This window comes from Caldimonas caldifontis (genome assembly GCF_002930615.1).
In the GTDB taxonomy this organism is placed as follows: domain Bacteria; phylum Pseudomonadota; class Gammaproteobacteria; order Burkholderiales; family Burkholderiaceae_C; genus Caldimonas; species Caldimonas caldifontis.
Genome location: NZ_PSNX01000017.1, coordinates 1 through 26,967 on the forward strand (window position 1 = coordinate 1; position 26,967 = coordinate 26,967).

Here is a 26,967-nt window from a genome sequence, read left to right on the forward strand (position 1 = left end):
AGCGAATTGCTCGGGCGTGATTTCCATGCCCCCAAGTGTCCAATGCCCCGACCATCATCGCAATTAGTGTGAACACGCCCTAGTCCAGGAGCATCTTTACAGCTCCGCGGCAGTGCTTGCCACACCTCGCACCGCCGCGAAGACTGGTGAATATTCGGAACTGTCGGAGCTCACAAGCCTCGGCCGATTCGTCTCAACTTTCGCGGCGCATATTGCGGTTGAGGCAACTCGATAAGCAATGCACGCGGCCTGACCTGTGCAGGTTCTGTTGGTTCAATACACCGACTCCTAGCCTGATAACGGGAGAATGAGCATGAAGCAGCATGTGCATCCGGCTTGGCGCCTTCTGCAGGCTTTGGCTGCGGTGGAGCTACTGTCAGCACTCTTGCTGCCTGGGCGCTATCTGTTTCCGTACCACCGCCTCCAATGCCTCCGCGATGACCCCATCGATGAGTGGTGCCTGCATCCTTGGCAGGTGGTCGGCGATCTGTACTCGATTGCGTTCATCGTCGTGCCTGCAGTTGCACTGATCGCTGCGCTACGCCGGCAATGGCTGACACTCCCACTCTTGGTTGTCACCCCGGCTCTACTCTTTCTTTCGGGCATCGGTGCATTTCCCCTGCTGTTGAAGCTGGTACCCATAGGCGAGGCACGCACCGCCGCACTTCTCAGCATGAACGCCGCCGCTGCCGTGCTCGCTGTGTTTCTGTATCGCAAGGCGGCCGATGTTGGAGCGTCCACTCTTGGGAACCTCGCTGAGGGTGGCCCGGGCGAGCGTGCGGCGCGCCTTGATCCATGAGGCTCGCCCATTGAAAGCCCTCGGCACTTCCCTCCAGTACGCGTGCTTCGCGTGCAGAAAATGCTTCAAGCGCCCCCAGTTTGTCGGGGCGACCAACCGCTTCATGCCCGCGGAGCAGCAGGTTGCTCAACACGCTGAGGCTGCGAAGTCGAACCGAGATCACCACCACAAATGTCCAGAATGTGGAGGAGTGGCGCACTACATGGGCATCGACTTCAAAGCGCCTCGCCGCTCCGATGTTCGCGCTTGGCGGAGCGCGGAGGCGGTCATCGCGTCTGGAGGGTTGTTCCTGAGAGGAACACAGCGCTGCCGGTAGCAGGCCAAGCTCCCTACTAAGCCGGCGGCTCACCCAACTCATAACTCGTACTCCGTCCCCCCTCTGACTTGCGCAGCACGCCGCGCGCCAGCAGTTCGTTGATGTCGCGCAGCGCGGTGTCGGGCGAGCACGTGGCGATGCCGGCGTACTTGCTGCTGGTGAGCTTGCCGTCGAAGCCGTCGAGCAGGCGGTGGAGCAGCTTCACCTGCTGTTGAGGGGCGCGCAAGCCCCATGCTGCCATGCGGGGGCCGATCACCGCAGAATCTGCGGCGATTGAACCTCGCATGCTCCGCACGTACGGCCAGCGCCCCTAGCCCTTGCCACCCCGCGCCAACACCGGCGCCAGCGCCCGCCCTGTGTGGCTGCCCGCCGCCACCACCGCTTCCGGCGTGCCGGCCACCACCACCTGGCCGCCGCCCACGCCGCCTTCGGGGCCCAGGTCGAGGATCCAGTCGGCTTCGGCGATGACGTCGAGGTCGTGCTCGATCACCACCACGCTGTGGCCGCCGTCCACCAGGCGGTGCAGCACGCGGATGAGCTTTTCCACGTCGGCCATGTGCAGGCCCACGGTGGGTTCGTCCAGCACGTAGAGGGTGTGCGGCGGCTTCTGGCCGCGGCGGGTGACGTCGTCGCGCACCTTGCTCAGTTCGGTGACGAGCTTGATGCGCTGGGCTTCCCCGCCACTCAGGGTGGGTGAGGGCTGGCCCAGCGTGAGGTAGCCCAGGCCCACGTCCTTCAGCAGCTGCAGCGGGTGGGCGATGTTGGGCATGGAGGCGAAGAAGTCCACCGCCTCGTCCACCTCCATGGCCAGCACGTCACCGATGCTTTTGCCGCGCCAGGTGACGGCCAGGGTTTCGGGGTTGAAGCGCGCGCCGTGGCACACGTCGCAGGGCACCTTCACATCGGGCAGGAAGCTCATCTCGATGGTGCGCATGCCCTGCCCTTCGCAGGCATGGCAGCGGCCGTCGCCGGTGTTGAAGGAGAACCGCGCGGGCGCATAGCCGCGGGCCTTGGCTTCCAGGGTTTCGGCAAAGAGCTTGCGGATCACGTCCCAGAAGCCCACGTAGGTGGCCGGGCAGGAGCGCGGCGTCTTGCCGATGGGCGTCTGGTCCACTTCCAGCACACGGTCCACGTGTTCCCAGCCCTCCAGCCCGGTGCAGCCGCTCCAGGCGGGCAGGCCCTTGCCGCGGCTGTTCACCACGGCCTGCACGTTGGCCAGCAGCACGTCGCGCGCGAGCGTGGACTTGCCCGAGCCCGACACGCCCGTGACGGCCACCAGGCGGTGCAGCGGCACCTCCACATTGATGCCGCGCAGGTTGTGCAGCGAGGCGCCGCGCAAGGACAGCCGGGGTGCGCCGCGCTCCACCGGGCGGCGCGGCTGCAGCGGGTGCACCAGCGGGCGCGAGAGGAAGCGGCCGGTGAGGGAGTCGGCATGCGCGGCCAGTTCGCCGGCGGTGCCCTGGGCGATGAGGCGGCCGCCGCGCTTGCCGGCGCCCGGGCCGATGTCGATGATGTGGTCGGCGCGGCGGATGGTGTCTTCGTCGTGTTCCACCACCACCAGGGTGTTGCCCTGGTCGCCCAGCTTGTGCAGGGCGTCGAGCAGGATGTGGTTGTCGCGCGGGTGCAGGCCGATGGTGGGCTCGTCGAGCACGTAGCACACGCCTTGCAGGTTGGAGCCCAGCTGCGCGGCCAGGCGGATGCGCTGAGCCTCGCCGCCGCTCAGCGTGGGCGCGGCGCGGTCGAGGGTGAGGTAGCCCAGGCCCACGTCTTCCAGGAATTCGAGCCGGCTGCGGATTTCGCTCACCAGGTCGCGCGCGATGGCGGCCTCGCGGCCTTCCATCGCCAGGGCTTCGACCCAGCGGCGCGCCTCGCCCACGGGGCGGGCGGCAATCTGCGCGATCGACTCGCCGCGGAAGCGGATGGCCAGCGACACCGGGTTCAGGCGCGCGCCGCCGCAGGTGCCGCAGGGCTGGTCGGACACGTCTTCCACCTCGGGCTCGGCGAAGGTCTGCTCGCGGCCCTTGTCGTCATCACGCCGCGTGTCGTCCAGCGCATGGCGCTGCTCGCGCGTGAGCTGCACGCCGGTGCCCACGCAGTCGGTGCACCAGCCGTGCTTGGAGTTGTACGAGAACATGCGCGGGTCGAGCTCGGGGTAGCTGGTGCCGCACACCGGGCAGGCGCGCTTGGTGGAGAACACCTTCACCTGGCCGATGCGGCCCGTGGGCGCGCCCGTGGCCATCGCGCCCTTCAGGCCATCCAGCGGGGCCAGCAGGTGCATCACGCCCTTGCCCAGCTCGAGCGTGCGGCCCAGCAGCTCGCGCAGCTCGGCTTCGTTGTCGGCGCGGATCACGAGGTCACCCACCGGCAGTTCGATGGTGTGTTCCTTGAATCGGTCGAGCTTGGGCCAGGGGGCCACGGGCACGAATTCGCCGTCCACGCGCAGATGGGTGTGGCCGCGCGCCTTGGCCCATTTGGCCAGGTCGGTGTAGAGGCCCTTGCGGTTCACCACCAGCGGCGCCAGCAGGCCCACGTGCTGGCCCTTGTGGTCGCGCAGGAGCTGGGCGGCAATGGATTCGGGCGTTTGCGGGCGCACCTCGGCGCCGTCGTGCACGCAGTGCTGCACGCCCAGCTTCACGTACAGCAGGCGCAGGAAGTGATAGACCTCGGTGGTGGTGGCCACCGTGCTCTTGCGCCCGCCACGGCTCAGGCGCTGCTCGATGGCCACGGTGGGCGGGATGCCATACACGGCATCCACCTCGGGCCGGCCCGCCGGCTGCACGATGGAGCGCGCATAGGCGTTGAGCGATTCGAGGTAGCGGCGCTGGCCTTCGTTGAAGAGGATGTCGAAGGCGAGCGTGGATTTGCCCGAGCCCGACACACCGGTGACCACGCTGAACTTCCCGCGCGGGATGTCGACGTTCAGGGCCTTGAGGTTGTGCTCGCGGGCGTTGACGATGCGGATGGCGTCCAGGCCGTCGGCCTGCGCGGCGGCGCGGCGCGCGCGCACCAGGGTCTGCAGCGGGGCGCCCTCTTCCGCCAGGGCCTCCCCCAGGCCCAGCGCGGCTTCGTACTCGCGCAGCGCGCGGCCGGTGTGCGACTGGGCGTGGGCCTTCACGTCGTCGGGCGTGCCGGTGCACACGACCTCGCCGCCGGCCTCGCCACCTTCGGGGCCCAGGTCGACGATCCAGTCGGCCGAGCGGATCACGTCGAGGTTGTGCTCGATCACGAAGAGCGAATGGCCGGCGTCCAGCAGCTTGCGGAAGGCGCGCATCAGCTTGGCGATGTCGTCGAAGTGCAACCCGGTGGTGGGCTCGTCGAAGAGGAAGAGCGTGCCCTTGCGCGCCACCGCCTGCTTGCTGGGCGTGGCGTTCTTGGCCGCCTCGGCCAGGAAGCCGGCGAGCTTGAGGCGCTGCGCCTCGCCGCCCGAGAGCGTGGGCACGGGCTGGCCGAGCTTGACGTATTCCAGGCCCACGTCCACCAGGGGCTGCAGCACACGCAGCACCTCGCGGTCGCTGCGGAAGAGTTCGGCGGCTTCGCTCACGGTGAGCTCCAGCACGTCGGCCACGCTCAGGGCGCGCCAGCTGCCGTCGGCGGCTTGCCGGTCGAGGTGCACTTCCAGGATCTCGGTGCGGTAGCGGCGGCCGTCGCAGTCGGGGCAGCGCAGGTAGACGTCGCTCAGGAACTGCATCTCGACATGCTCGAAGCCCGAGCCGCCGCAGGTGGGGCAGCGGCCGTCGCCGGCGTTGAAGCTGAACATGCCGGCGCCGTAGCCGCGCTGCGCGGCCAGCGGCGCCTGCGCAAACAGCGCGCGGATCTCGTCGAAAGCGCCCACGTAGCTGGCGGGGTTGGAGCGGGCCGTCTTGCCGATGGGCGACTGGTCCACGAACATCGCATCGGTGAGCCAGTCGGCGCCCAGCAGGCGGTCGTGCGCGCCGGGGGTTTCGGTGGCCTTGCCAAAGTGGCGGGCCAGCGCGGGGTAGAGCACGTCCTGCATCAGCGTGGACTTGCCCGAGCCGCTCACGCCGGTGACGCACACCAGGCGCTGCAGGGGGAACTCGACAGTCACGCCGCGCAGGTTGTGCTCGCGCGCGCCTTCCAGCACCAGGCGGGGCGTGCCGTCGGTGACGAGGCGGCGCATGCCGATGCCGATGCGCTTGCGCGCGCCCAGGTAGGCGCCGGTGAGCGTGTCGGCCTGGCGCAGGGCCTCGGGCGTGCCGTCGAAGACGACCGCCCCGCCGCGCTCGCCGGGGCCGGGGCCCATGTCGAGCACGCGGTCGGCGGCCAGCATCACGGCCGGGTCGTGCTCCACCACCACCAGGGTGTTGCCGGCATCGCGCAGGCGCAGCATGGCCTCGTTGATGCGGCTCATGTCGCGCGGGTGCAGGCCGATGCTGGGTTCGTCGAGCACGAAGAGCGTGTTCACGAGCGAGGTGCCCAGCGCGGTGGTGAGGTTGATGCGCTGCACCTCGCCGCCGCTGAGCGTGCGGCTCTGGCGGTCGAGCGTGAGGTAGCCCAGGCCGACGTCGCAGAGGTATTTCAGCCGCGTGCGAATCTCGTCGTACAGCAGGTGCAGCGGGTCCTTGTCAGCCCTGGCTTCCGCTGGCGGCGCGAGGCGGTCGAAGAACACACGCAGTCGGTCGATGGGCAGCAGCATCAGGTCGTGCAGGCACAGGCCGGGCAAGGCGTCGAGCTGGTCCTGTGACCAGGCCACGCCCACCGGGCGGAAGCGCGCGTAGCGCCCGCCCAGGGCCTCGTCGGCCTCGGCCTGGCCGCCCAGGCGCCACAGCAGCGATTCGAGCTTCAGGCGCGCACCGCCGCAGGTGTCGCAGGGGGTGTAGCTGCGGTACTTCGACAAGAGCACGCGGATGTGCATCTTGTAGGCCTTGCTCTCGAGGTATTCGAAGAAGCGCTTGATGCCGTACCACTGCTTGTTCCAGTTGCCGTTCCAGTGCGGCGAGCCGTCCAGCACCCAGGCGCGCTGGGCCTCGCTGAGCTGGCTCCAGGCGGTGTCGCGCGGGATGCCGGCCTCGCCGGCGTACTTGAGCAGGTCGTCCTGGATCTCCTTCCAGGCGGGCGTCTGCAAGGGCTTGATGGCGCCCGAGCGCAGGGTCTTGCGGTGGTCGGGAATGACCAGGCCCCAGTCCACCCCGATCACCCGCCCGAAACCGCGGCAGGCCTCGCAGGCGCCATAGGCCGAGTTGAACGAGAACATGGCCGGCGAGGGTGCGTTGTAGCGCAGGTCACTGTCGGGGCTGTGCAGGCCCGAGGAGAACCGCCACACGTCGGGCTCGCCCTCGTCCTTGAGCGCATACACATTGACCCGCCCGCCACCGCGCTTGAGCCCCACTTCCAGGGCCTCGATCACACGGGATTTCTCGGCGCCGCCCAGGCGGAAGCGGTCGGCCACCACGTCGAGCACCTTCCTCGGCCCGCTGGGCGTGGCCACCTCGCGCTCGGCCTGCACGCGCGTGTAGCCGCTGGCCGAGAGCCACTGCTCGATCTCTTCGGGTGTGGTGTTCGCCGGCAGCTCCACCGGGAAGGTCACCACCAGGCGCGGGTCGCTGCCCTGCGTGCGCGCCTTCAGGTCGGCGTGGATCGTCTCGGGGTTGTCCTCGCGCACGGGCCGGGCGGTCTGACGGTCGTAAAGCTGCGCAGCGCGGGCGAAAAGGAGCTTGAGGTGGTCGTTCAGCTCGGTCATCGTGCCCACCGTCGAGCGCGAGGTGCGCACGGGGTTGGTCTGGTCGATGGCGATGGCCGGGGGCACGCCTTCCACATGGTCAACCGCCGGGCGGTCCATGCGGTCGAGGAACTGGCGGGCGTAGGCGCTGAAGGTCTCGACGTAGCGGCGCTGGCCTTCGGCGTAGAGGGTGTCGAAGACCAGGCTGGACTTGCCCGAGCCCGAGGGGCCGGTCACCACCGTCAGCTCGCCGGTGCGCAGATCCAGGTCCAGGTTCTTGAGGTTGTGCTGGCGGGCGCCGCGGATGCGGATGACACCGGAAGTCATGTGGGGAGTCTTTCGGTCGGGGTCTGGCAAGGGTGGCGGAGCATTCTAGGCAGGCCCTCCGACAAGCCTGCTGACAAGGGACTTCCCCCCATTCCTCCCGCGGTTCGCACAAAGCACGCAACGGTATGTAACACGCACGGAATCGCTGTGGTTTTCCACAATGCGCAGAGGGGGGGTCATGTGAAACTGCGCGCTTCGTCAGCAGTTCTCTGGAGTCGGTTGTATGTCGCAGTCCTTCCTGGCCCGCCTGGTGGGAGGTGCCCTCATGGCCGCGCTGTGCGTGTCATCCGCCTGGGCCCAGATCCGCATCGGGCAGCCCTCGGGCTTCACGGGCCCGGTGGCCCCCGGCGTGAAGGAGAACACCGACGGGGCCAAGCTCTACTTCGATGCGGTGAACGCACGCGGGGGCGTGAACGGCCAGAAGATCGAGCTGATCTCAGTGGACGACAGGTTCGACCCCAAGGTCACCGTCGAGGTGGGTCGCAAACTCCTCACCGAAGACCGCGTGATCGCCCTCTTCATGAACCGCGGTACGCCGCATTCGCAGGCGCTCATTCCGCTGGTCGAAGAATTCAAGGTGCCGCTGATCGCCCCGAGCACCGGCGCCATGGTGTTGCACGACCCGGTTCACCCGCTGATCTTCAACGTGCGCGCCACCTACCAGCGCGAGGCGGAGAAGGCGATCCAGCACCTGGCCACGATCGGTATCACCCGCATCGGCATCTTGCAGACCGACGACAGTTTCGGGGCTGACTCGGTGCTGGGTGCTCTGCGCGGACTGGAAAAGGAAAAGCTCCAGCCCCTGTTCCTTGAAAAGCTCGACAGGGCCAAGCCCGATCTGGCAGGCCTGGCCGCCGTGGTGGCCAAGCACCAGCCCCAGGCCGTGATCTTCATCGCCTCGGCCGGCACCGTGGCCGCCGGCACCAAGGCCATCCGCGAGGCTGGTTCGCGCGCGCAGGTCGTGACCCTGTCGAACAACGCCTCGGGCGGCTTCATCAAGCTGCTGGGCGAACACGCCCGCGGCGTGATCGTGACGCAGGTCTTCCCGTATGAGCGTTCGCTGTCGGCCCCCATCGTGAAGGAAGCCGCCGATCTGGCCCGCGCCAAGGGGCTCCCGGAGGTGACCCCGGCCATGCTGGAAGGCTTTGCCGGCGCCAAGGTGCTGGTGGAGGGCCTGCGCCGCGCGGGCCCCAACCCCACGCCCGCGCGCCTGGTGCAGGCGCTGGAAAGTCTGCGCAAGTACGACATCGGCGGCCTGGAGATCACCTACGGCCCCAACAACCGCTCCGGCCTGGATTACGCCGACCTGTCCATCATCGGGCCGGACGGCAAGTTCCGCCGCTGAACCCCGTTTCACAAGAACACCCACCCGTCACGAGGAGAGAAGACCCATGCAACTCAAAGCTTGGGCCGCGGCACTGGCCGTGGCCATTCCTGCCTTCGGCGTCCAGGCCCAGATCCTGATCGGACAGACCGCCGGTTTCTCCGGCCCCGTGGCTGCCGGCGTCAAGGAGACCACCGACGGCGCCCTGCTCTACATCGATGCGGTGAATGCCCGCGGCGGGGTGAACGGCCAGAAGATCGAACTGATCTCGCTGGACGACAAGTTCGACCCCAAGCTGGCCGCCGAGAACGCCCGCGAGCTGATCGTGGAGAAGAAGGTGGCAGCGCTCTTCCTGAACCGTGGCACACCGCACTCGCAGGCGATCATGCCGCTGCTGGCCGAGCACCGCATCGCGATGGTCGCGCCGTCCACGGGCGCCATGGTGCTGCACGAGCCGGTCAACCCCTACATCTTCAACGTGCGGGCCACCTACCAGCGCGAGGCCGAACGGGCCATCCGCCACTTGAGCCTGATCGGCCTGGAGCGCATCGCCGTGATGCAGGTGGACGACTCCTTCGGCGCCGATTCCATGGCCGGTGCCCAGAAGGGCTTCGATGGCGTGGGCAAGCAGCCGGTGGTGCTGGAGAAGTTCGATCGCGCCAAGCCCGATTTCGCCCCCATCGTGCCCAAGATCGTGAAGGCCGATGCCCAGGCCGTGATGATCATCGGCTCCGGCTCCGCCGTGGTCGATGGCGTCAAAGCGCTGCGGGCTGCCGGCTCGCGCGCCCAGGTGGTGACCCTCTCGAACAACGCCTCGGCGGGCTTCATCAAGTCGCTCGGGGAGCACGCGCGCGGCGTGATCGTGAGCCAGGTCTTCCCCTACGAACGTTCGCTCTCGGCCCCCATCGTGAAGGAAGCGGTGGACCTGATTCGCGCCAAGGGCGGCACCGAAGTGTCGCCCGCGATGATGGAAGGCTTCGCGGCCGCGAAGGTGCTGGTGGAAGGCCTGCGCCGCGCCGGGCCCAATCCCTCGCGCGGCCAGATCATCAGCGCCTTGAACAGCATCCGCAACTTCGATATCGGCGGGATGGAAATCAACTACTCGCCCACCGACCACACCGGCCTCGATTACGCCGACCTGTCCATCATCGGGCCGGACGGCAAGTTCCGACGCTGACCAGGTCCACCCCCTCCGCGCCTGGCCATCTCGACAAAGGCGCGGGCGGCGGGCGACAGCTTGGCCATGTCGCGCACGGCCAGGCCCACGCGGCGTGGGGCGCGGGGGCGCAAGGGGCGGTAGACCACCCCGGGGTATTCGTCGGGCAGAGCCAGACGGGCGGCGATCGACACCGCAAGACCTCGCCCCACGAAGCCCAGGATCGACAGCAGCTGCGGGAAGCGGTACAGGATGCGCGGGCGGGACTTGCCCGCTTCCAGCAGCCGCTGGATCAGTTCGCCGCAACCGGCCTCGGTCAGCACGAAGGGCTCGTCGTTCAGGTCGGCTGCCACGATGTGTGTCTTCGCTGCCAGCGGGTGCGTCGCCGGCAGCAGCACCATGAACTCGTCCTCGACGAGGGGCACGGTCTCGAATCGTGCATCGGGCAGCACCACGAAGCCGATCTCGACCCGGCGCTCCATCAGCCAGCGCACGACCGTGTCGTCGTCCTCCTCGTCGATGCACACCTCGATGCCCGGATGCTGCTTCGCAAACCGTGCCAGCAGCTCGGGCAGGATGCGCAGGCTGGACGTGGAGCCGAACGAACCCACCCGCAGCACCCCCTCGCGCAGGCCGCGGGCGTCCTTGGCGTCCTGGATCAGGGCTTCGTGCAGCGTGCGGATTTCGTGCGCCCGCGCCAGCAGCCGGGCGCCGGCCGGCGTGAGTTCGGGCACGGCGCGCTCGCGCGAGAACAGCGCCACGCCGAGCTCGCGCTCCAGCGCCCGCAGCGCATGGCTCACGGCCGACTGCGTGATGCCCAGCAGGCTGGCAGCCCGCGAGAAACTGCCGGCCTGTGCCAGCGTGGCGAACACTTCGAGCTGGGTGAAGGTCATGGCGATGTCATGAGCATTTGCTCATTTCACTATGAAATAGCAAAAGCATAGACTCATCTCACATTCCCTGCCATCCTCTCATGTCAGTCCCAAGCCTCGCCGCCTCGTCGCCGCCCTGGTCGCTCTACGCCCGCCTCGTGGCCGTGCCGGCCATCTGGGGCGGCACCTTCATCGCCGGGCGGGTGATCGCGCTGGCCCTGCCGCCGGCCTTCGGGTCGGTGCTGCGCTACCTGGTGGCCTGCGTGGCCCTGCTGCTGGCCGCCCGCTGGCTGGAAGGCGGCCTGCCGCGGCTGGACCGCCGGCAGATGCTGGTGACCTTCGGCCTGGGCGCCACCGGCATCTTTGCCTACAACCTCTTTTTCCTGGGCGCGCTGGCGCAGCTGCCGGCCAGCCGCACCTCGCTGATCATCGCGCTCAACCCGGTGGTGACCATCTGCGGGGCCGCCTGGCTGCTGCACGAACGGCTCAGCCTCAAGCGCTGGCTGGGCGTGGCCCTGGCCCTGGCCGGGGTGTGGGTGGTGATCACGCGCGGCGACCTGACCGCCGCGCTGGGCCAGTCCATCGGCCTGGGCGAGATGCTGATGTTCGGCGGCGTGTGCGCCTGGGCGGCCTACACCCTCATCGGCCGTGTGGCGCTCAAGGGCCTGACGGCCCTGGCCGCCACCACCTACGCCTCGCTGTGGGGTACGGCGCTGCTGATGATCGTGGCCGTGTTCGAGCTGCCACGGGTCGAGGCGGCCGCGTTCTCGCCGCAGGTGATCGTCTCGGCGCTCTACCTCGGCCTGCTGGGCACGGCGCTCGCCTTTGTCTGGTATTCGCAGGGTGTGCAGCGCCTGGGCCCGGCGCGCACCGTCGTCTTCAACAACCTGGTGCCGGTGTTCGGCGCCTGCTTCGGCGTGCTGTTGCTGGGCGAGCCGCTGCTGACCAGCATGCTGGTGGGCGGCGCCGTGGCCGTGACGGGCGTGATGCTGGCCTCACGGCCCTGAACCTCAGTCCAGCACCGGCAGCACCGTGTCCTTGAGGGTGCCGCGGGCGTGCTCGTAGTCGGGCAGGACCGAGCGCACCACGTCCCAGAAGCGCGGGCTGTGGTTCATCTCGCGCAGGTGCGCGAGTTCGTGTGCCACCACGTAGTCGATGGTGGGCAGAGCGAAGTGGATGAGGCGCCAGTTCAGGCGAATGGAGCCGTCGGCCGAGGCGCTGCCCCAGCGCGTCTGCGCCGACGAGAGGCTCAGGCGCGTGTAACGCACGCCCAATCGGTCGGCAAAATGCCGGCAACGCTCTTCGAAGATGCGCCGGGCCTGGCGCTGCAGCCAGCTCTGCACTGCGTCGCGGATCTGCTCGGGGCCCGCGTGCTGGGGAAGCCCCACGTGCAGGGCCAGGCGGGGCACGCCGGGCAAGGCCTCGGCATCGGTATCGAGCACCGCGCCGGTGGCGCGCGGGTCGAGCACCACGATCACGGTCTCGCCCAGGAAGGGCACGCTGGCGCCATCGCGCCATTCCACCCGGGCCTGCTGCAGCCGGTGGTTGCGCTCGTTCTGCTCGGCCAGCTTGCGCAGGATCCAACGCGCTTTTTCGCGCAGCGCGGCCTCGATCTCGCCCAGGCCCACCCAGCGCGGTGCGCTCACGGTCAGGCCTTCGGGGCCCACCACAAAGCCGATGGAGCGACGCTTGGCGCGGCGCAAGGCATAGGCCACACGGTGGCCGTCGAGATGCAGGTCGTGGGTGGCCCGCGGATGGGCGAAGGCCACCGGGGGAAGGCTGCGCGGCACGTCTGCCGCCGCGGGGTCCGATGCGGGAGTCGAGACGATCACCGCAACGGGATCCTGCGGAGGCGGCGGCTCCGCGCCGAAGAACAGCGACAACTGCCGGGTGTCGATGAGGCCGGGAGCCAGACGTGCCATGGGCCGGCAGTATAGGCTCAGGTCCGCTGCGGCGCTTCGTTCGCGGCCGGTGATGGTTGCTGCGGGTAGGCCTCGGGGTCGAGCCGGCGCATCTCGGCCTCGATCCAGGCCTCGACCTCACGCATGAGTTCGTCGGGCTCGCGGCCCGTCGAGGGGATGGGTTTGCCGATGGACACGTCGATCACCCCCGGCGTCAGCACGAAGGACTTGCGCGGCCAGCAACGCGCCGAGGTGACGGCGATCGGCACCACTGGCACGCCCGTGGTGACGGCCAGGCGGGTGGCGCCCGACTTGTACACCCCCTGGTCACCCCGGGGGGTGCGGGTGCCTTCGGGGAACATGATCACCCAGTTACCCTGCGCCATGAGCCGCCGCCCTTGCTCGGCCACCTTGTTCCAGGCCTCGGCCCGCTTGCTGCGGTCGATGTGGATCATGTCGAGCCGGGCCATCGCCCAGCCGAAGAAAGGGATGTAGAGGAGCTCGCGCTTGAAGACGTAGCACAGCGGATGGCTCATCAGGCACGGAAAGGCGAAGGTCTCCCAGGTGGACTGATGCTTGGACGCAAGGATCACGGCCTGGTCGCCCAGGTTCTCCATGCCCTGCACGCGCGCACGCACACCACAGATGACACGAGCGCCCCACATCACCAGGTTCAACCATCCCACGCAGGCCCAGTACAGCGGGTTGCCGCGCACGAAGATGGACATCACCAGCACCCCCAGCGCCCAGGGAATGACCGTGACGATCATCCACAGCACGAACAGGGTGGAACGCAAGACCTTGATCAACTCAAACCTCCAAAGCCGGAACTTGTGCCGGTGGTCTCGCCCCGTGTCTCGCGGTCGTGCAGGATCAACCACTGCGCCAGGGATTCGAGACTGTCGTGTACCTGCGTGCCCGGCACCTGCGCAGCCAGGGCGGCAAAGTCCTCATCGCTCATGCCTTCGCAGCGACCGGTTCGCAAAAGATGAGGTTGGCAGCCGGCCGCCTGGGCCGCCTGCAGGTCGCGCAGGGTATCGCCGGCGACCACCATTTCGGCCGGCGGCACATTGAAGCGCTCACTGATCTTGAGCAGCAGACCGGGTGCGGGCTTGCGGCAGTCGCAGGCATCCTCGGGCGTGTGGGGGCAGATGAACACCGCGTCCACCCGGCCCCCTTGCCGCGCCAGCAGTTCGTTCATGCGCAGGTGCACCGCATTCAGGCCGGACATGTCCAGCAGCCCCGTGCCCAGTCCGGGTTGGTTGGTCGCCACCACCACATGCCAGCCAGCATGGTTGAGGCGAGCCACGGCGTCCAGCGCGCCGGGCAAGGGCTCCCATTCCTCGGGCTGGGCCACATGCTCGGTACGGTAGCGATTCAACACCCCATCGCGACCGAGCACCACGAGCTTGAGCTGTCGTTCCACGGGGCGCGGGTTGGGCACGGCGGTCTCCTCAGGCGGCCAGGCGTGACAGGTCGGCCACGCGGTTCATCGCCGCATGCAGCGTGGCCAGCAGCCCGAGCCGGTTGGCACGCAGCGCAGCATCCTCGACATTGACCATCACCCCGTCGAAGAACGCATCGACCGGCGTCTTCAGGGCGGCCAGGGCTTGCAGTGAGGCTGTGTAGTCACCCTGCTCGAAGGCAGCATCGGCGGATGGCTGCACGCGCCGCAGCGCCTCGTAGAGTGCCGCCTCCGCCGGTTCTTTCAGCATGGGAGCCTCCACATGCGCGGCCACCCCACCCTCCACCTTCTTCAGGATGTTGCTCACACGTTTGTTGGCCGCTGCCAGTGCCGGCGCCTCAGGGAGCCCGGCGAAGGTGCGCACCGCCGCCAGGCGCCTCGGCACCTCGCCCAGACGCTCGGGGCGCAGCGCCAGCACGGCCTCCACTTCCTGGGCGCTGTAGCCCTGCTCACGCAAGGACACGGCCAGTCGATCGAAGAAGAAATCGAGCAGCGCGGAACGCGGGTCGGCGATGCGTTCGCCAAAGACCGGCACGGCGGCCGAGATCAGCTCGGGCAGGTCCAGCGGAAGGTTCTTTTCCACCAGCAGGCGGATCACCCCGAGCGCGTGCCGGCGCAGCGCGAACGGATCCTTGTCGCCCGTGGGCAACTGGCCGATGCCGAACAGGCCCACCAGCGTCTCCAGCTTGTCGGCCAGGGCCAGCACGGTGCCGGTGTGGTTGCGCGGCAGGGCGTCGCCGGCAAAGCGGGGCTTGTAGTGGTCTTCGATGGCAATGGCCACGCCATCGCGCAAGCCTTCGTGGCGGGCGTAATAGCCGCCCATGATGCCTTGCAGCTCGGGGAACTCGCCCACCATGTCGGTGAGCAGGTCCGTCTTGGCCAGGCGCGCGGCCTGGTCGACCTTGTGGGCCAGCATCTGCAGTTCGTCATGCGACTGCACCGAGGCGGGCTGGTGCTCGCCCAGCTGATGCACGATGGCCCGCGCGATCGCCTGCACCCGCTGGGTGCGCTCGCCCTGGCTGCCCAGCTTGCCGTGGTAGACGACCTTGTCCAGGCCGGGCACGCGCGATTCCAGCGTCTTCTTGCGGTCCTGGTCGAAGAAGAACTTGGCATCGGCCAGGCGGGGGCGCACCACGCGCTCGTTGCCACCGATCACGGCGCTCGGGTCCTCGGGGCTGATGTTGCTCACCACCAGGAAGCGGTTGGTCAGCTTGCCGTGGGCGTCCAGCAGCGGGAAGTACTTCTGGTTGGCCTTCATCGTGAGGATGAGGCATTCCTGCGGCACCTCGAGGAACTCGGTCTCGAACTGGCCCACCAGCACGTTGGGGCGCTCGACCAGCGCCGTCACCTCGTCGAGCAGGGCCTCATCGTCCACCGGCTTCACGCCCCCGCCGACCTTCGCGGCGGCCTCGCCCAGCTGGCGCACGATCTCGGCGCGGCGAGCCTCGAAGCTGGCGATCACGGCGCCGTCATGACGCAGCTGCTCGGGGTAGCTGTCGGCCTCGTGAACCTCGATCGGGTCGCGCGTGGCCTCGAAGCGGTGGCCGCGCGTCTGACGGCCCGCGATGAGGCCCAGGGCCCGCACCGGCACCACGTCGCTGCCCCACAGGGCCACGAGGCTGTGGGCGGGGCGCACGAAGTGCACGCTGCTCCAGCCGTCGGCCAGCTGGTAGGTCATCACCTTGGGGATGGGCAGTTTGGTGATCGCATCGTCCAGGGCCTTCTGCAGGCCTTCGGCCAGCGTTGCGCCCGGCGCCAGGCTGTCATGGAAGAGCACCTCGGCCTTCCCGTCGTTCACCCGCTTGAGCTGGCCCACCACGCTGGCGTCCAGGCCCAGCGCGCCCAGCTTCTTCAGCAGGGCGGGCGTGGGTTGGCCGTCCGGCGTGAGACCCACGGCCACGGGCATCAGTTTCTGTTGCACCGCGCGATCAGCCGCGCGCTCGGCCACCGCCTCCACCCGCACCGCCAGCCGGCGCGGCGAGGCGAAGGGCGTGGGCACCACGGCCGCATCCACCAGGCCCTGGGCCTTCAGGCTGTCCGTCAGTGCGGTGGCGAAGGCCTCGCCCAGTTTCTTCAGCGCCTTCGGGGGCAGCTCTTCCACGAAGAGCTCGACCAGCAGGTTCTTCTTCATCGTCATGATCAGGCGGCCTTCTTTTCGAGCTGGGCCAGCACGTCGTTCGCCCATTCACGCGGAGCCATCGGGAAGCCCAGGCGGGCGCGGCTGTCGAGGTAGCTCTGCGCCACCGCACGCGCCAGGTTGCGGATGCGGCCGATATAGGCGGCGCGTTCGGTCACGCTGATCGCCCCACGCGCATCCAGCAGGTTGAAGGTATGGGCGGCCTTGAGCACCTGCTCGTAGGCCGGCAGCGCCAGCTGCTGGGCCATCAGGTGCTGGGCCTGCTTCTCATGTGCACCAAAGGCCGTGAGCAGGAAGTCCACATCGCTGTGCTCGAAGTTGTAGGCCGACTGCTCCTGCTCGTTCTGCAGGTACACGTCGCCATAGCTCAGGCCGTCGGTCCAGGTCAGGTTGTAGACGTTGTCCACGCCTTGCAGGTACATGGCCAGGCGCTCCAGGCCGTAGGTGATCTCGCCGGTCAGGGGCTTGCAGTCGATGCCGCCCACCTGCTGGAAGTAGGTGAACTGCGTCACCTCCATGCCGTTGAGCCAGACCTCCCAGCCCAGGCCCCAGGCGCCCAGCGTGGGGTTCTCCCAATCGTCCTCGACGAAGCGGATGTCGTTCTTCTTGAGGTCGAAGCCCAGGGCTTCGAGCGAGCCCAGGTAGAGCTCGAGGATGTTCTCGGGTGCCGGCTTCAGCACCACCTGGTATTGGTAGTAGTGCTGCAGGCGGTTGGGGTTTTCGCCGTAGCGGCCGTCCTTGGGGCGGCGGCTGGGCTGCACATAGGCGGCTTTCCAGGGCTCCGGGCCGATGGCGCGCAGGAAGGTGGCGGTGTGGCTGGTGCCGGCACCCACTTCCATGTCGTAGGGCTGCAGCAGCGCGCAACCCTGGCGGGCCCAGTAGTCCTGCAGGCGCAGGATGATTTGCTGGAAGGTCAGCATGGTGTGTATCGTGAAGAAGCAGTCGGGAAGCGGCGCCCATCAGGGCACTGCCCGCGGCGAAACTCTGGATTCTAGGCGCCCGCCCCGCGGCTGCGGCGCCACGCCGCGGCACCCATGATGCCCAGGGCCAGTGCCAGCAAAGGCCACAGGGCCAGGGCCGCCACCCAGCGGGCATAGGGGGTGCTCCCCTCGCGCCCCTCCACCTCGCCCACCAGCACGCCCTGGGTGTGCGGCGCCAGCGCCGCGGTGATCTGGCCGCGGTGATCGATCACTGCCGTCGCCCCGGTGTTGGTGGCGCGCACCAGCGGTCGCTGGAATTCCAGCGACCGCAGCCGCGAGATCTGGAGATGCTGGTCCACCGCCTCGGTCTGGCCGAACCAGCCGATGTTGCTGACGTTGGCGATCACCGTGGCCTGGCGCTCGCCCACGAAGTTGGCCGCCAGTTCCTCGCCAAACAGGTCTTCGTAGCAGATGGTGGGTCGGATGCGCTGCCCGTCGAACTCGAAAGGTCGGGTCTCGCGACCGCGGGTGAAGTCGCCCAGCGGCATGTTCATCAGGTCCACGAACCAGCGGAAGCCGAAGGGAATGAACTCACCGAAGGGCACCAGGTGGATCTTGTCGTAGCGATACATCGGCTGCCCGGGCGCCAGGCCGGCCACCGAGTTGGTGTAGCCCTCGGTGAAGTCGCCCAGGGGCACGCCGATCAGGGCGGCTGTCGACCCTTGCGAAAAATGTGACGACAGCGCCTCCCAGTAGCCCTCGGGCTGCTGGGCGGGCAGCAGGGGGATGGCGGTCTCGGGCGCGATCACGAGGTCGGTGCGGGCCGAGACCAGCTCGCGCTCCAACCACTCCAGCGTGGCCGGCAGATGCTCGGCCGAGAATTTCTCGTCCTGGGCGACATTGGGCTGCAGCAAGGTGACGTTGAAGCGGCCCGTGGCCCGCGTGAAGTCCGACGGCACGGCCGCGGCGGCCAGCACCAGCGCCAGGGGGGGCGCCCAGGCAGCCACCAGCATGCGAGGCGAAGACCGCCCCCACAGGCCCCCCGCCACCACCGCGGCGGCCAGCCAGGCGGCCACGAAGCCCATGCCATAGACGCCCACCCACGGCGCCAGCGTTGCCAGCGGCCCATCACTGTGGGCGTAGCCCGCCGCCACCCAGGGAAAGCCGGTGAGCAGCAGCCCACGGGCCAGCTCGGCGAGCAGCCAGCAGGCCGCCCAGAGCATCGCATCCAGCACCGGCTGGCCGCTGCGCAGGCGCACGAAGGCCGCCATGGCCAGGGCGAGGTAGAGCGCCAGCGCCGCCGACAGTGCCGCAACAGCCAGCGCCGAGAGCCAGGCCGGCATGCCGCCATAGCGGTGCATGCTGATGAAGAGCCACCACACCGAACCCGCCAGCCAGGCAAAGCCGAAGAGCCAGCCCAGTCCCGCCGCCCGCCACGCCGTGGGGGCACGCATCACCCGCCAGGCGAGCACGGCCGTGGCCATCAGCTGGAGCGCCCAGCCTTCACGCGGCGCAAAGGCCTGGGCATGCGCCCAGCCCGCCAACAGCGCCATGAGCGCGTCCAGCGCAGCCGGCATCAGGCCTCGGACACGGCCGCGGGCGGCTCGGGGCTGCGCGTCACCTTGAACCAGCGTACCGCACCGGAGCGCGTGAGCATCACCGAAAAGCGCAGGCCGCCAATATCCACCACTTCGCCACGCCGGGGCACATGGCCGAGTTCGTGGGCCACCAGGCCGCCGATGGTGTCGAACTCATCCTCAGGCAGCAGGGTGCCAAAGGCCTCGTTGACGGTATCGATGTCGGCATCGCCCGCGACGCGCTGACTGCCGTCGGCCAGGGTGTAGATGCCGTTGTGGGCATCCTCTTCGTCGAACTCGTCCTCGATCTCGCCGACGATTTCCTCCAGCACGTCCTCGATGGTGATGAGGCCGGCGGTCTTGCCGAACTCATCGACCACCAGGGCGAGATGGTTTCGATTGGACCGGAAGTCGCGCAGCAGTTCATTGAGCCGCTTGGACTCGGGCACGAAGACCGCCGGGCGCAGCAGGGTGCGCAGCTTGAGCCCGGGGGCGCGCTGCAGCTTGAGCAGGTCCTTGGCGAGCAGGATGCCGATGATGTTCTCGCGCTCGCCCTCAAACACCGGGAAGCGCGAGTGCGCCGTGTCGATCACGATGCGCAGCAGGTCTTCGTAGGCGGCATTGATGTCCAGCAGGTCCATGCGCGGGGCCGCCACCATCACGTCGCCGGCCGTCATGTCGGCCATGCGCAGCACGCCTTCGAGCATGAGCCGAGATTCCGGCTCGATCAGTTCCCGGTCTTCGGCATCCGCCAGGGTTTCGAACAGCTCGTCCTTGGAATCGGGCCCTGGGGAGAGGAACTCCACCAGACGTTCGAAGAAATTGCGCTTGTCGCCCAAAGGGCGGGCCGGGCGTCGAGGGTGAGGGTCGGACATCGCTTGCGCGAGGAGTTCAGATCGCTCAAGGATACCCCAGGCCCAAACCTGCTTGACAAGATCGATACACTCGGCCCAAGCCTTGAAATACCGGCAGGCCACCCCATTTCCCGGCACGCCCCCTTTGCGACGGATTCCATCATGAGCCTCATCCCCGCCACCATCCTCACCGGCTTCCTGGGCAGCGGTAAGACCACGCTGCTCAAGCGCGTGCTCAGCGAGGCCCACGGCCAGAAGATCGCCGTCATCGAGAACGAGTTCGGCGAGGAGAACATCGACAACGACATCCTGGTGGCCGATACGAAGGAGCAGATCATCCAGATGAGCAACGGCTGCATCTGCTGCACCATCCGCGAGGATCTGCGCTCTACCCTCACGGACCTGGCCGCGAAGCGCCGCAAGGGGGAGCTGCAGTTCGACCGCGTCGTGATCGAGACCACTGGCCTGGCCGACCCGGGCCCCGTGGCCCAGACCTTCTTCATGGACGACGAGATCGCCGAGAGCTTCCTGCTCGACTCCATCCTGACGCTGGTGGACGCCAAGCATGCCGACCAGCAGCTCGACACCCGCCAGGAGGCGCGTCGTCAGGTGGGCTTTGCCGACCAGATCTTCATCAGCAAGACCGATCTGGTCGAGCCCGCCGCGGTGGATGCATTGGCCCATCGCATCAAGCACATGAACCCGCGTGCCCCGCAGCGCCGGGTGCACTTCGGCGAGGTGCCCATCGCCGAGGTCTTCGACCTGCGCGGCTTCAACCTGAATGCCAAGCTCGAGATCGACCCCGACTTCCTGAAGGAGGACGATCACGACCACCATCATCACCACGACCATGATCATGAACATGGTGAGCACTGCAACCACCCGCATCACCACCATCATGACGACGACGTGAAGTCCTTCGTCTTCCGTTCGGACCGCCCCTTCCACCCGGCCAAGCTGGAAGACTTCCTGGGCGCGATCGTGCAGATCTACGGCCCGCGCATGCTGCGCTACAAGGGCGTGCTGAACATGCAGGGCACCGACCGCAAGGTGATCTTCCAGGGCGTGCACCAGCTCATGGGCAGCGACCTGGGCCCCAAATGGGCTGAGGGCGAAGATCGCACAAGCAAGATGGTCTTCATCGGCCTGGACCTGCCCCAGGACATCTTCCGCCAGGGCCTGGAACAGTGTCTGGCCTGAAGCCAGCCCTGGGGCGGGAAAACTCCCACGCACGATGACGCGAGATCGCTACAATCCGCGGCGCCCTTGGGGGTGGACGGCCCATCTGGCCCGGTCCCAAGGCTCTTCTTCCCCGAATTCGAGAAGAGCAGGTATATAACTGCCACTGCGAGGAGACGGAACGTGAGCAAGACTTCGGCACAGCGAGCCACCCCAGCCAAGACGGCGGCGAAGAAGACCGCCGCCCCGGCTCGCGCCAAGGCGGCCCCGGCCCCCAAGCCCGCAGCCAAGAAAGCCCCGGCCACCAAGACACCCGCCCGCACCGTAGCCCCCCCTGCTGCCCCTGCGAAAACCAGCTCCAAGGCCCGCCCTGCGGTGCCAGCGCCCGCCCCGGCGCCGACACCAGCCGCGGCGGCCCCCCGACCCAGCCCTGCCAAGGCCTCGTTCGCCGACGCCCTGGCGGCGCGCACGTCTCCTCCAGCGACCATGAACAAGTCCCCTGCCGTTCTCGACCAACCTCGCAGCGCTCCTGCGGCCGATCCCAAGCTTGCCAACGCCTGGAAGTCCAAGGCTGGTAAGGATCTCACCGATGCCGAGGTGCTGGCCATGCCCGAGTCGGAGTACATGAGCGACAAGCAGCTCGAGTTCTTCCGCCACAAACTCCTCGCGCTCAAGGAAGATCTGCTGAGCAATGCCGGCGAGACCACCGAGCACCTGCGCGAAGACACCTCCATCGTGCCCGATCCGGCCGACCGCGCCACCATCGAGGAAGAGCATGCCCTGGAGCTGCGCACCCGCGACCGCGAACGCAAGCTGCTGAAGAAGATCGCCCAGGCCCTCGCCCGCATCGACGCCGGCGATTACGGTTTCTGTGACGAAACCGGCGAACCCATCGGCCTGGGGCGCCTGATCGCCCGCCCGACCGCTACACTGTCTCTGGAAGCTCAGCAACGGCGCGAGCTGAAGCAGAAGATGTTCGGAGACTGAACAGCTCAGTCTCCTTCAGGTCATGTCGGAACCCAAAGACAACACCCCCGGTTTCCTGCGCAAGGTCGTCCGGTTCGTATCGAACCCGACCACCGATTGGGCCGACCTGAGCAACTCCGCCCCGGAGTCGCGCGAGAGCGAATACGCCAAGTCCGAGCTGAAGGCGATGATCGAGCGCAAGCGGCGCAACGATTTCGTCCGCAAGCGCGAGTTCGACATGCTGCGCAAGGTCCGCCGCGAAGGCCTGACCGACGCCAACGTGGGCTTGCTCGACGCCAGCTCCAATCTGGACGAAGTGGACCTGCGCGGGGCCTTCGTGCGCTCGGACGTGGTGGAGGTCAAGGCCAAGATCGACGAGATCGAGCAGCAGATGGTGGGCGAGTCCATCGGCGCGCGCCGGTCGCCCTCGTTCTACAACGCCCCGACCCAGCCTGCCGGACTGGGGGGCCCGTCCACGCGTTCGCTGGGCGCCGAACCGCCGGCCGGCCCGAGTGGTCCTGGTGGGCTGGATTTCCCGGCCGGCCCGCCGGCCGTGGTGACCGATCCCGCTGAAGCGCCGGCCCAGAAAGCCGCCCCCCCTGCGCCAGCGCCGCCCCAAGGGCGGCCGGCAGCGCTGGGAGAAGGCTTCTCGGTGGAGGTGGCCGAGGTCGTGCACGACCCGGAGCTGGACGAGGCGGTGATCGCCTTCGCCAACGCCGACTTCGATGCCTGTGAACAGGCGCTTGGCGCCATGGTGCAGATGGGCGCGAGTCGCTCGCAGCACGCCGACACCTGGATGGTGCTGTTCGACCTCTACCGCGCCACCGGCCAGCAGCCCAAGTTCGAAAGTCTGGCGCTCGACTACGCCCAGCAGTTCGGCTGGTCGGCGCCCCAGTGGTTCTCGCTGCCCCGCATGGTGGCCGACGCAGCCGCAGAGGAAGCGCCCATGACCGGTGCGGCCCGCCTGGACGGCCAGATCGGCTGGGTCTGCCCCGAGGTGCTGGATGTGGAAGCCGTGGCCCAACTGCGCTCACAGAGCCTGCAAATGCCCCTGCCCTGGGTGCTCGACTGGGGCCCGGTGCGCAGCGTGGATGTCGAAGCCGCTTCCCACCTGAGCGAACTCTTCCGTCACTGGGCACGCGACCCCCTGGAGATGCGCTGGCTGGCTGGCGAACGCCTGCTGCAGATCCTGTCAGATGCCGCGCCCACCGGGGTGCGCGATGCCGATCCGGCCTTGTGGCTGCTGCGCCTGGACGTGCTGCGCCTGGCCAACCGACCCGATCAGTTCGACGAGGTGGCCATCGACTATTGCGTGACCTACGAGGTCTCTCCGCCGTCATGGGAGGCCGCACGCTGCATCGTGAAGTTCGGCAGCGGCGGAGGCGCACCGTCGGCTTCGTCCGCGCCGCTGTCGGTGGTGAGCGACGTGTCCACGAGCTTCGTCGAATCCCAGCTGGGCGACGACGCCATGGTCGAAGTGGCGTCGCTGGAGCTGTCAGGCCAGCTGGTGGGTGACATTTCCGAAACGCTCAAGGGACTCGACGCCCGCCTGGGCAAGGCCACCATCGTCAATGTGTCGTGCACCCGGCTGATCCGCGTGGACTTCATCGCCGCCGGCGACCTGCTGAACTGGGTGCTCAACCGCCGGGCCGAGAACCGACAGATCGTGTTCGATGAAACCCACCGCCTCGTGGCGCTGTTCTTTGGCGCGATGGGCATCACCGAGCACGCCCGCGTGAAGGTACGCAACATCTGAACGGCGCCACCGGTCCCGCACCGGCCCCGCGTGGGGCCTTTTTTCATCCCGGGCGCTGCGCGTGCTTGAATGCCGGCATCGCGCCCCCAGTTGAGACTGTCATGGAACCCTTTCACGGCACCACCATCGTGAGCGTGCGCCGCGGCAACCAGGTCGCCCTCGGCGGCGACGGTCAGGTCACGCTCGGCCACATCGTTGTCAAGGCCTCGGCCCGCAAGGTGCGCAAGCTCTATCGCGACCAGGTCCTGGCCGGCTTTGCCGGCGCCACGGCCGACGCCTTCACCCTCTTCGAGCGCTTCGAGGCCAAGCTGGAAAAGCACCAGGGCCACCTCGTGCGCGCCGCCATCGAACTCACCAAGGACTGGCGCACCGACCGCGTGCTGCGCCGCCTGGAGGCCATGCTGGCCGTGGCCGACCGCGACGCCTCGCTCATCATCACCGGCAATGGCGACGTGCTGGAACCTGAGCACGGCATCATCGCCATCGGCTCGGGTGGCGCCTACGCCCAGGCGGCCGCACGGGCCCTGCTGGACCACACCGAGCTGGCCGCCCCCGACATCGTGAAGAAGTCGCTCGAGATCGCCGGCGACCTGTGCATCTACACCAACCACCACCACACCATCGAGGTGCTGGCATGAGCGCCATGACGCCCCAGGAGATCGTCTCCGAACTCGACCGCCACATCATCGGCCAGCACCAGGCCAAGCGCTCGGTGGCCATCGCCCTGCGCAACCGCTGGCGCCGACAGCAGGTGGACGAGAAGCTGCGTCCCGAGATCACACCCAAGAACATCCTGATGATCGGCCCCACCGGCGTGGGCAAGACCGAGATCGCCCGCCGCCTCGCACGCCTGGCCGACGCTCCCTTCATCAAGGTGGAGGCCACCAAGTTCACCGAGGTGGGCTACGTGGGCAAGGACGTGGACTCCATCATCCGTGACCTGGTGGACATGTCGGTGAAGCAGACCCGCGAGGCCGAGATGCGCAAGCTGCGTTCGCGCGCCGAGGATGCCGCCGAGGAGCGGGTGCTCGACGTGCTGGTGCCGCCGCCGCGCAGCGACTTCGGACTGACCCCCGCATCGAACCCCGACAACACCGCCCGGCAGACCATGCGCAAGCGCCTGCGCGAGGGGTTGATGGACGACAAGGAAATCGAGATCGACGTGGCCGACCCCAAGCCCGCGCTCGAAATCATGGGCCCGCCCGGGATGGAGGAGATGACCGAGCAGCTGCGCGGCATGTTTTCGCAGTTTGGCGCAGGCAAGCGCAAGACGCGCAAGCTCAAGATCGCCGAAGCCCTGAAGCTGCTCGTGGACGAAGAGGCCGCCAAGCTGCTCAACGAGGACGAGATCAAGACCCGCGCGCTGGCCAATGCCGAGCAGAACGGCATCGTCTTCATCGACGAAATCGACAAGGTGGCCTCGCGCTCGGACGTGGGTGGCGCCGACGTGTCGCGTCAGGGCGTGCAGCGCGACCTGCTGCCGCTGGTGGAGGGCACCACCGTCAACACCAAGTACGGCATGGTCAAGACCGACCACATCCTCTTCATCGCCTCGGGCGCCTTCCACCTGAGCAAACCCAGCGATCTCATCCCCGAACTGCAGGGCCGCTTCCCGATCCGCGTGGAACTCGGGCCGCTGTCGGTGGAAGACTTCGAGGCCATTCTGACCCAGACACACGCCAACCTCACCCGCCAGTACCAGGCCCTGCTGGCCACCGAAGGCGTGACACTGAGCTTCACGCCCGAAGGCATCCGGCGCATCGCGCAGATCGCCTTCGAGGTGAACGACCGCACCGAGAACATCGGCGCGCGTCGCCTGTCCACGGTGCTGGAGAAGCTGCTGGACGAAGTGTCCTTCGAGGCGACGAAGCTTGAAGGCCAGACCGTCACGATCGACGCGGCCTATGTGGACGGCAAGCTCGCCGAGTTGTCGAAGAACGAAGACCTCTCGCGCTACATCCTCTGAGACCGCAGCCCGGCTCAGCGAGTGCGTTTGGCCTCGGCGCGGCGCTCTGCGATGTGCAGGAGGCCATCGAAGATCAGCGTCTCCACCAGCTCGAACGACGGGTCCAGGTGGGGCGCCATCTTCCAGCCGGCGCCACCGGTGAGCCAGCAACTGGGCGGCTCGCCGCAGCGAGCCTCGATGTTGCGGTGCATGCGGTCGATGGCACCGGCAATCGCGAAGGTCCCGCCCGAGGTCAGCGCATCGCTCGTGTTGGTGGGGAACTCGCAGACCTCGCCCGTGGGCACACGCAAACCAGCCGTCCCCCCCTCCAGGGCCCGCAGCATGATGCCGTGACCGGGCAGAATGAAGCCCCCCAGAAAGTGGCCGCTTGCATCCAGGGCATCGACCGTCACGGCCGTGCCCACCATCACCACCAGGGCGGGACGGGGCTCGCCTCTTTGCAGCAGATGCCAGCGCGCACCGATCATGGCCACCCATCGATCCGCCCCCAGGCGGGAGGGGTGGTCATAGCCATTGGTGACATCGTCTTCCTGGTTGCTGGCCACGACCCACACGGGCGCGAAGTCCCACAGCTCCTCGATCTGCTCCTCCACCCGGCGGCGCACCGCGTCGCTGGCCACGCAGCAGCCGATCATGGCCTGCGGCGGCAGGAGGTCCTTCCACTCCTCCTCGGCCAGGGTGTCGATGTTCTCGATGAACACCGCGCCATGCGCCAGCAGGCGTGCGCCCGGGTGCATGGCGTCGTAGACAGCCCACTTCAGGCGCGTGTTGCCGATGTCGATGGCCAGGAAACTCATGGGGTGGCATTATGGGTGCGATAGGCGCCGGATGGGCGCACACACAGGAGACACCATGGCCCCGCCCCGTTTTCCCGCCTTGAAGGACACGCGCTTCGACGGCTGGCATTTCCGAGAGGCCGATGGTCGCGGCAAGCTGGCACCGGTCCACCTGGACCGGCTCCCGCCGAGCGACAAGCCCTTCGGCAACGGCGCCAAGAACGGGGACAAGGAGCGCGTCGAGCAACTTGCGCAGGAACTCGACCTGCTGCAGGAACACTTCTACGCCGACGGGCGCTACAAGCTGCTGGTGGTGCTGCAAGGCATGGACACCAGCGGCAAGGACGGCACCGTGCGCAGCGTCTTCAGCCGCATGAGCCCGCTGGGCGTGCACACGGTGCCCTTCAAGGCCCCCAACAGCACCGAGCTGGCCTATGACTACCTCTGGCGCGTGCATCAGCGCGTGCCGCGCGCCGGCGAGATCGTGATCTTCAACCGCAGCCACTACGAAGACGTGCTCGTGCCCGTCGTCGAGGGCTGGATCGACAACGACGAAGCCCAGCGCCGCTACCGCCATCTCTGCGACTTCGAACGGATGCTCACCGAGACCGGCACGGTGATCGTGAAGTGCATGCTGCACATCTCGAAGGACGAGCAGAAGGAGCGGCTGCAGGCCCGGCTGGACGACGTGGAGAAGCACTGGAAGTTCGACCCGCGCGACCTCCAGGCCCGCGCCCGATGGGATGCCTACCAGCAGGCCTACCAGGCCGCGCTGGCCGCCACCGCCACCCCCTGGGCGCCCTGGACCGTGATTCCGGCCGATTCCAAGACCCATCGCAACCTCATGGTGGCCACCCTGATCCGCGACGTGCTGCAAAGCCTGGACCTGCGTTACCCCCTGCCGGACTTCGACCCGAAGAGCATCCGCATCGAGTGAGTCCTAGGGTTAACCATAGGTCTGCTCGCGACCGGGCGGGTTCGCGGAGCTTTGATGGCATG

20 protein-coding genes and 1 pseudogene are annotated in these 26,967 nt (G+C 68.0%); 10 read left to right on the top strand and 11 right to left on the bottom strand.

What is annotated here, in order from left to right:
• Positions 1–307 precede the first annotated feature (307 nt).
• On the top strand, positions 308–799 hold the full coding sequence (locus C1704_RS16240; RefSeq protein ID WP_146076102.1) for a hypothetical protein: 492 nt from the start codon (positions 308–310) through the stop codon (positions 797–799).
• A 332-nt stretch (positions 800–1,131) separates the two neighbouring features.
• On the opposite strand, the pseudogene C1704_RS16250 reads toward C1704_RS16240, so the two are convergent.
• Positions 1,132–1,329, bottom strand: a pseudogene (locus C1704_RS16250) (DUF4172 domain-containing protein); the annotation flags it as partial.
• A gap of 96 nt (positions 1,330–1,425) precedes the next feature.
• Positions 1,426–7,119, bottom strand: a complete 5,694-nt coding sequence (gene uvrA, locus C1704_RS16255; protein WP_104303791.1) for an excinuclease ABC subunit UvrA — start codon at positions 7,117–7,119, stop codon at positions 1,426–1,428.
• 223 nt (positions 7,120–7,342) lie between these two features.
• Here uvrA and C1704_RS16260 point away from each other — a divergent pair, with 223 nt between their 5' ends.
• Together C1704_RS16260 and C1704_RS16265 are read left to right on the top strand one after the other, a co-directional pair.
• A complete protein-coding gene (locus C1704_RS16260; protein ID WP_104303792.1) occupies positions 7,343–8,464 on the top strand; it encodes an ABC transporter substrate-binding protein in 1,122 nt (373 codons plus the stop codon).
• A gap of 46 nt (positions 8,465–8,510) precedes the next feature.
• Positions 8,511–9,620 carry an ABC transporter substrate-binding protein gene (locus C1704_RS16265; RefSeq protein WP_104303793.1) on the top strand — a complete coding sequence of 370 codons (1,110 nt, stop codon included), beginning with the start codon at positions 8,511–8,513 and terminating at the stop codon, positions 9,618–9,620.
• On the opposite strand, the gene C1704_RS16270 is transcribed toward C1704_RS16265, so the two are convergent.
• On the bottom strand, positions 9,572–10,492 hold the full coding sequence (locus C1704_RS16270) for a LysR family transcriptional regulator (protein WP_104303794.1): 921 nt from the start codon (positions 10,490–10,492) through the stop codon (positions 9,572–9,574). The two genes, C1704_RS16265 and C1704_RS16270, sit on opposite strands and share 49 nt — an antisense overlap.
• Before the next feature lie 80 nt (positions 10,493–10,572).
• Here C1704_RS16270 and C1704_RS16275 point away from each other — a divergent pair, with 80 nt between their 5' ends.
• Positions 10,573–11,478, top strand: coding sequence for a DMT family transporter (locus tag C1704_RS16275; RefSeq protein WP_104303795.1), 906 nt, complete (start codon positions 10,573–10,575; stop codon positions 11,476–11,478).
• Positions 11,479–11,481: 3 nt separating this feature from the next.
• Here the strand turns inward: C1704_RS16275 and C1704_RS16280 are convergent, their stop codons facing one another.
• The 7 genes from C1704_RS16280 to C1704_RS16310 form a co-directional block, all read right to left on the bottom strand.
• Positions 11,482–12,393, bottom strand: coding sequence for a M48 family metallopeptidase (locus C1704_RS16280; RefSeq protein ID WP_104303796.1), 912 nt, complete (start codon positions 12,391–12,393; stop codon positions 11,482–11,484).
• Positions 12,394–12,410: 17 nt separating this feature from the next.
• The gene (locus C1704_RS16285) at positions 12,411–13,178 is read right to left on the bottom strand and encodes a lysophospholipid acyltransferase family protein (protein WP_104303835.1); all 768 of its coding nucleotides are present in this window, start codon (positions 13,176–13,178) and stop codon (positions 12,411–12,413) included.
• A complete protein-coding gene (gene gmhB, locus C1704_RS16290) occupies positions 13,178–13,816 on the bottom strand; it encodes a D-glycero-beta-D-manno-heptose 1,7-bisphosphate 7-phosphatase (RefSeq protein ID WP_104303797.1) in 639 nt (212 codons plus the stop codon). Before gmhB ends, C1704_RS16285 begins: the two co-directional genes overlap by 1 nt.
• A gap of 10 nt (positions 13,817–13,826) precedes the next feature.
• Entirely contained in the window at positions 13,827–15,974 is a 2,148-nt protein-coding gene (gene glyS, locus C1704_RS16295; protein ID WP_104303798.1) for a glycine--tRNA ligase subunit beta, read from the bottom strand.
• Positions 15,975–15,976: 2 nt separating this feature from the next.
• Positions 15,977–16,894, bottom strand: a complete 918-nt coding sequence (gene glyQ / locus C1704_RS16300; RefSeq protein WP_104303799.1) for a glycine--tRNA ligase subunit alpha — start codon at positions 16,892–16,894, stop codon at positions 15,977–15,979.
• Between the two features lie 71 nt (positions 16,895–16,965).
• Positions 16,966–18,471, bottom strand: coding sequence for an apolipoprotein N-acyltransferase (gene lnt, locus C1704_RS16305; protein WP_104303800.1), 1,506 nt, complete (start codon positions 18,469–18,471; stop codon positions 16,966–16,968).
• Complete coding sequence (locus tag C1704_RS16310; RefSeq protein WP_104303801.1) at positions 18,471–19,346, bottom strand: HlyC/CorC family transporter; 876 nt, start codon at positions 19,344–19,346, stop codon at positions 18,471–18,473. The genes lnt and C1704_RS16310 overlap by 1 nt, the downstream gene beginning before the upstream one ends.
• Before the next feature lie 141 nt (positions 19,347–19,487).
• Between C1704_RS16310 and C1704_RS16315 the strand changes: the two genes are divergently transcribed.
• From C1704_RS16315 to hslU, 5 genes are all read left to right on the top strand, one after another.
• A complete protein-coding gene (locus tag C1704_RS16315) occupies positions 19,488–20,525 on the top strand; it encodes a CobW family GTP-binding protein (protein WP_104303802.1) in 1,038 nt (345 codons plus the stop codon).
• A 162-nt stretch (positions 20,526–20,687) separates the two neighbouring features.
• Entirely contained in the window at positions 20,688–21,491 is an 804-nt protein-coding gene (gene dksA, locus C1704_RS16320; RefSeq protein WP_104303803.1) for an RNA polymerase-binding protein DksA, read from the top strand.
• A 22-nt stretch (positions 21,492–21,513) separates the two neighbouring features.
• Entirely contained in the window at positions 21,514–23,226 is a 1,713-nt protein-coding gene (locus C1704_RS16325; RefSeq protein WP_104303804.1) for a hypothetical protein, read from the top strand.
• A gap of 101 nt (positions 23,227–23,327) precedes the next feature.
• Complete coding sequence (gene hslV, locus C1704_RS16330; protein ID WP_104303805.1) at positions 23,328–23,864, top strand: ATP-dependent protease subunit HslV; 537 nt, start codon at positions 23,328–23,330, stop codon at positions 23,862–23,864.
• The gene (hslU, locus tag C1704_RS16335) at positions 23,861–25,192 is read left to right on the top strand and encodes an ATP-dependent protease ATPase subunit HslU (RefSeq protein ID WP_104303806.1); all 1,332 of its coding nucleotides are present in this window, start codon (positions 23,861–23,863) and stop codon (positions 25,190–25,192) included. Before hslV ends, hslU begins: the two co-directional genes overlap by 4 nt.
• A 14-nt stretch (positions 25,193–25,206) precedes the next feature.
• Here the strand turns inward: hslU and C1704_RS16340 are convergent, their stop codons facing one another.
• Complete coding sequence (locus C1704_RS16340) at positions 25,207–25,989, bottom strand: type III pantothenate kinase (protein WP_104303807.1); 783 nt, start codon at positions 25,987–25,989, stop codon at positions 25,207–25,209.
• A gap of 55 nt (positions 25,990–26,044) precedes the next feature.
• Between C1704_RS16340 and C1704_RS16345 the strand changes: the two genes are divergently transcribed.
• On the top strand, positions 26,045–26,905 hold the full coding sequence (locus C1704_RS16345) for a PPK2 family polyphosphate kinase (RefSeq protein WP_104303808.1): 861 nt from the start codon (positions 26,045–26,047) through the stop codon (positions 26,903–26,905).
• The last annotated feature ends 62 nt before the right edge of the window (positions 26,906–26,967 follow it).